Origin of the sequence: Pseudomonas subflava (assembly GCF_023823685.1) — a bacterium.
GTDB lineage: Bacteria > Pseudomonadota > Gammaproteobacteria > Pseudomonadales > Pseudomonadaceae > Aquipseudomonas > Aquipseudomonas subflava.
The window spans coordinates 1-4620 of sequence record NZ_JAMXBF010000017.1 but is presented as its reverse complement, the minus strand read 5'-3'; the positions used below and the strand labels follow the sequence as shown (position 1 = coordinate 4620).

General features: G+C 66.7%; 5 protein-coding genes. 2 read left to right on the top strand and 3 right to left on the bottom strand.

Translation table 11 applies throughout. The features are described from left to right. Positions 1–38 precede the first annotated feature (38 nt). Both ycaC and NF616_RS20425 read left to right on the top strand, forming a co-directional pair. Positions 39–668, top strand: a complete 630-nt coding sequence (ycaC, locus tag NF616_RS20430) for an isochorismate family cysteine hydrolase YcaC (protein ID WP_252275610.1) — start codon at positions 39–41, stop codon at positions 666–668. A 209-nt stretch (positions 669–877) separates the two neighbouring features. Beyond that, a complete protein-coding gene (locus NF616_RS20425) occupies positions 878–1330 on the top strand; it encodes a RidA family protein (protein ID WP_252275609.1) in 453 nt (150 codons plus the stop codon). 76 nt (positions 1331–1406) lie between these two features. Here the strand turns inward: NF616_RS20425 and NF616_RS20420 are convergent, their stop codons facing one another. From NF616_RS20420 to NF616_RS20410, 3 genes are all read right to left on the bottom strand, one after another. Continuing rightward, a complete protein-coding gene (locus NF616_RS20420; protein WP_252275608.1) occupies positions 1407–2579 on the bottom strand; it encodes a hydroxymethylglutaryl-CoA reductase in 1173 nt (390 codons plus the stop codon). A 204-nt stretch (positions 2580–2783) separates the two neighbouring features. After that, positions 2784–3968: an acetyl-CoA C-acyltransferase gene (locus tag NF616_RS20415; RefSeq protein ID WP_252275607.1), complete on the bottom strand. Its 1185-nt coding sequence runs from the start codon at positions 3966–3968 to the stop codon at positions 2784–2786. 23 nt (positions 3969–3991) lie between these two features. Next, complete coding sequence (locus NF616_RS20410; protein WP_252275606.1) at positions 3992–4426, bottom strand: acyl-CoA thioesterase; 435 nt, start codon at positions 4424–4426, stop codon at positions 3992–3994. Between the last annotated feature and the right edge of the window lie 194 nt (positions 4427–4620).

Sequence of the window (4620 nt, the reverse complement as noted above, 5' to 3'; positions counted from 1 at the left end):
CCGCCGGCCACCATTGAAAACAAATCGAGGATTTCACCATGACCAACGCCACCTACAACCGCCTGGACAAAGACAACGCCGTCGTTCTGCTGGTCGACCACCAGGCCGGTCTGCTGTCCCTGGTTCGCGACATCGAGCCGGACAAGTTCAAGAACAACGTCCTGGCCCTGGCCGACCTCGCCAAGTTCTTCAATCTGCCGACCATTCTCACCACCAGCTTCGAAACCGGCCCCAACGGCCCGCTGGTGCCGGAGCTCAAGGAGATGTTCCCAGACGCGCCCTACATCGCCCGCCCCGGCCAGATCAACGCCTGGGACAACGAAGACTTCGTCAAGGCGATCAAGGCCACCGGCAAGAAGCAGCTGATCATCGCCGGCGTGGTGACCGAAGTCTGCGTGGCGTTCCCGGCGCTGTCGGCCATTGAAGAGGGCTTCGACGTGTTCGTCGTCACCGACGCCTCGGGCACCTTCAACCAGATCACCCGTGATTCGGCCTGGAGCCGCATGACCCAGGCCGGCGCACAGCTGATGAACTGGTTCGCCGTGGCCTGCGAGCTGCACCGCGACTGGCGCAACGACGTGGAAGGCCTGGCCAAGATCTGCTCCGACCACATCCCGGACTACCGCAACCTGATCACCAGCTACAGCGCGCTGACCGCGAGCAAGTGATCCATCCGCGGTGCCTCACCGGAGCCTGAATCGGGCTCCGGTGAGCTCAAGATTGCAGCAAGCCGGCGCGGATTCGCTCGGCTCACTCATTGGAAAAGCTGGGCTCGAGACGACATCGAGCACAGCGGTACAAGTCTGCTTTCGCGTTCCTGGCCATCATCCCGATGACCGAAAAACGCAAAGCCACTTCCTCGTCAGGAGCCTGTGTGATGGCCAACCCAAGCAAGATTCCAGCAAAGAAAACCGCCAGTTTCGGTGTCGCCTGGGAGGGACTGTACGGTTACGTGCAGGCCGTTCAGGTCAAGGACACCATCTACCTCTCCGGGCAGCTGAGCCATGACCGCGCCGGCAACCTCATCGCGCCCGCCGAGCTGAACCAGGACGGCCAGCCCGCCGACTTCTCCACGATGGAGGCGCAGATGCGCCAGACCTACCGGAACATCGTCGAGCTGCTGGCCGAGTTCGGTGCGAGCCTGGATCACGTGGTCGAGGAAACGCTGTTCGTCATCGACGTGCCGGCGGCCTTCGCCGCGGCCGGCACGGTACGCAAGGAGTTCTACGGCGCCGAAATGCCGCAGGTCGCCAGCAACCTCATCGGCGTGTCGGGCCTGGCGTTTCCGCAGCAGCTCATCGAGATCACCATTCGCGCCGTGGTGGAGTGACGCCCGCTCGGCCCCTCGACGCAGAGAACGCCATAAGCCGGGATGACCGGCTTATGGCGTTTCCGGCCGGCTGCTTTCAGCGATTGCGCCCCAGCGCCTCGTGGCTGCTGACCCAGTCGCCGGCGAGGATCGCCGAGGTCAGGGAAACGTCGCCCGCCAGCACCACTGCGGCGATGATCTCGGCCAACTTGTCGGCCTTGCCGGCGCCGTAGCAGCCGAGCATCTCCAGGCACTCGCGCTGGGTCGGCAGGCCGGTGCCGCCGCCGTGGGTGGCGCAGATCACCGCCGGCAGGGTCACCGACCAGTAGTAGTCGCCGTTGTCCAGCAACTGCCCGTAGGTGATGCCGCCGTGGGACTCGGCCACGTTGGCCGCGTCCTGGCCGGTGGCGATATACACGGCCGCGAGCCCGTTCGCCGAGTGCGCGCCGCTGTAGGCGGAACCGGACTGGAAGGCGCCCACGGCGGCGATCTGCCGGTAGCGGTAGAGGTTGGCGGGGTCGACGCGCAGCAGCTCGTGGGCCACCTCGCGCTTGAGGGTGAACTCGGCGATCACCCGCTTGCCGCGGGTCTGGATCATGTTCATCGCCGAGTGCTTCTTGTCGGTGTCGAGGGCGCCGGACAGGATGTAGCGCGGCTGCAGCGGGTGGTTGGCCTTGATCCATTCGCAGGCTGCGTAGGTCGCCTTGCTGGTCATGTTCTGCCCGGCGGCATCGCCGGTGGTGTAGCAGAAGCGCGTGTAGAGCATGTTGGCCACCGGGTACTGCTCGATCTCGAACAGCTTGCCGCTGCGGGTGGTGGTCTCGCTGGCCGCCTTGATCGCTTCGAATTCGCTGACCAGCCAGGCGCCGAACTCGCGGGCCTGCAGCGCGTTCTCGAACAGGAACACCGGGGCGCGCTGCATGGAGTGCTTGACCACGGTAGTGCGCACGCCGCCGGAGGCGCTGATGGCGCGCATGCCGCGGCTGTAACTGGCCACCAGGGTGCCCTCGGTGGTGGCCATCGGTACGTAGTAGTCGCCCTGCGCATGCTCGCCCTCGATGCGCAGCGGGCCGGCCAGGCCCAGCGGCATCTGCACCACGCCGATGAAGTTCTCGATATTGCCGCGGGTCACCTGCGGGTCGATGGCGTACCGGCCCACCGTGTCCAGCGCGGCGCCGGTCTGTTCCTTGACGAAGTCGCGGCGTGCGCCGGCCTGCTCGGTGGTGTAGTCGTCGGCGGGGTTGCGGGGAATCGGGGCGCCTCTGGACATGGTGATTTCCTGTGCTCGGAAGGGGGGAGCCTCTGAGTCTGCACAACGGCGATGCGGCCGGCATGCCCGACTACGCCATCCACGTGACCCAGCGCGTCTTTTCGCGGCGATGGCGGCTGCGGACCGGTTGAGTGTGGCCCAACCGCCAGCGCCGGAAACGAAAACGGAGGCCGTAGCCTCCGTTTTCCATGCGAGCGGCGAGGCTTACAGCACCTCGAACAGCCCGGCAGCGCCCATGCCACCGCCGACGCACATGGTCACCACCACGTACTTCACGCCGCGACGCTTACCTTCCAGCAGGGCGTGGCCGACCATGCGCGCGCCGCTCATGCCGTAGGGGTGGCCGATGGAGATGGCACCGCCGTTGACGTTGAGCTTGGCCGGATCGATGCCCAGCTTCTCGGCGCTGTACAGCACCTGGCAGGCGAACGCCTCGTTGAGCTCCCACAGGCCGATGTCGTCGACGGAGAGGCCGTGCTGCTTGAGCAGCTTGGGTACGGCGAACACCGGGCCGATGCCCATCTCTTCCGGGGCCAGGCCGGCCACGGCGATGCCGCGGTACAGGCCCAGCGGCTGGATGCCGCGCTGGGCGGCCAGGGCGCCGCTCATCAGCACGCAGGCGCTGGCGCCGTCGGACAGCTGACTGGCGTTGCCGGCGGTGATGCAGCCGCCCTCGATCACCGGCTTGAGCTTGGTCAGGTCCTCCAGCACGGTCTGCGGACGGTTGCCTTCGTCCAGGCTCAGGGTGACTTCCTCATAGCTCACCGCGCCGGTTTCCTTGTCGACCAGCTTCTTGCGCGCGGTGACCGGCACGATCTCGTCGGCGAACAGTCCGGCGGCCTGGGCGGCGGCGGTGCGCTGCTGCGACTGCAGGGAGTAGGCATCCTGCGCCTCGCGGCTGATGTTGTAGCGCTTGGCCACCAGCTCGGCGGTCTGCAGCATCGGCATGTAGGCGTGCTCGGCCATCTTCACCACGGCCGGGTCGTAGTCGGTGGCAGTCCACTTCATGTGGGTGTTCTGCACCAGGCTGATCTGCTCCTGGCCGGCGCCGACGGTCACGGCCATGCCGTCGACCATGATCTGCTTGGCGGCGATGGAGATGGCCATCAGACCGGAGGCGCACTGGCGGTCGATGGTCTGGCCGCTGACCGACAGCGGCAGGCCGGCGGCCAGCAGCGACAGGCGCGCCAGGTTGGTGGAGGCGGTGCCGCCCTGCATGGCGGTGCCCATCACCACGTCCTCGATCTCGGCGGCCTCGATTCCGGCGCGCTCGACCGCGGCGCGCAGGGCGACGGCGGCCATGGACGGCGACTTGAGGTCGTTGAACGCACCGCGGAAGGCCTTGGCGATCGGCGTGCGGGCAGTGGAAACGATGACGGCGTCTTGCATGGCGGAAATCTCCTGTTGTTGTGTCAGTCGCGCAGCAGGCGGGCGAGCGCCGTGCGCAGGGGGGCGGGAATCGGTACCGGGCGGTTGCTGGCACGGTCGACGAACACGTGAACGAAGCGCCCGGCGGCGCAGGCCTCGTCTTCGCCGGCCTTGAAGATGGCCAGCTCGTACTGCACCGAGCTGTTGCCCAGCTTGCCGACGCGCAGGCCGACCTCGATGCGCTCGGGGAAGGCGATGGAGGCGAAGTAGTCGCACGACGAGCTGACCACGAAGCCGATGACCTGGCCTTCGTGGATGTCCAGGCCGCCGACCTCGATCAGGTAGGTGTTCACCGCGCTGTCGAAGAAGCCGTAATAGACGACGTTGTTGACGTGGCCGTAGACGTCGTTGTCGTGCCAGCGCGTGGTGATCGGCTGGAAGTGCGCGTAGTCGGCGCGGCGGTGCTGCGGTGGGTTCATGCTCGGTCCTCGTGCTTGCCTGTCACCCTAAGAGGTCGCGGTGGCGCGGCATACTTTGATTCGTGGGCTGTATTGCGGGCTATTGGTCAGTCGTGGCCCGGATCCGTTTCGGGAGGCGGGGGGGGCTGTTTCCCGGATTGCATCCGGGCTACGGGGCTGCTCCGCGTTGTCTGCTCTCCCTCTCCCCGACCCTC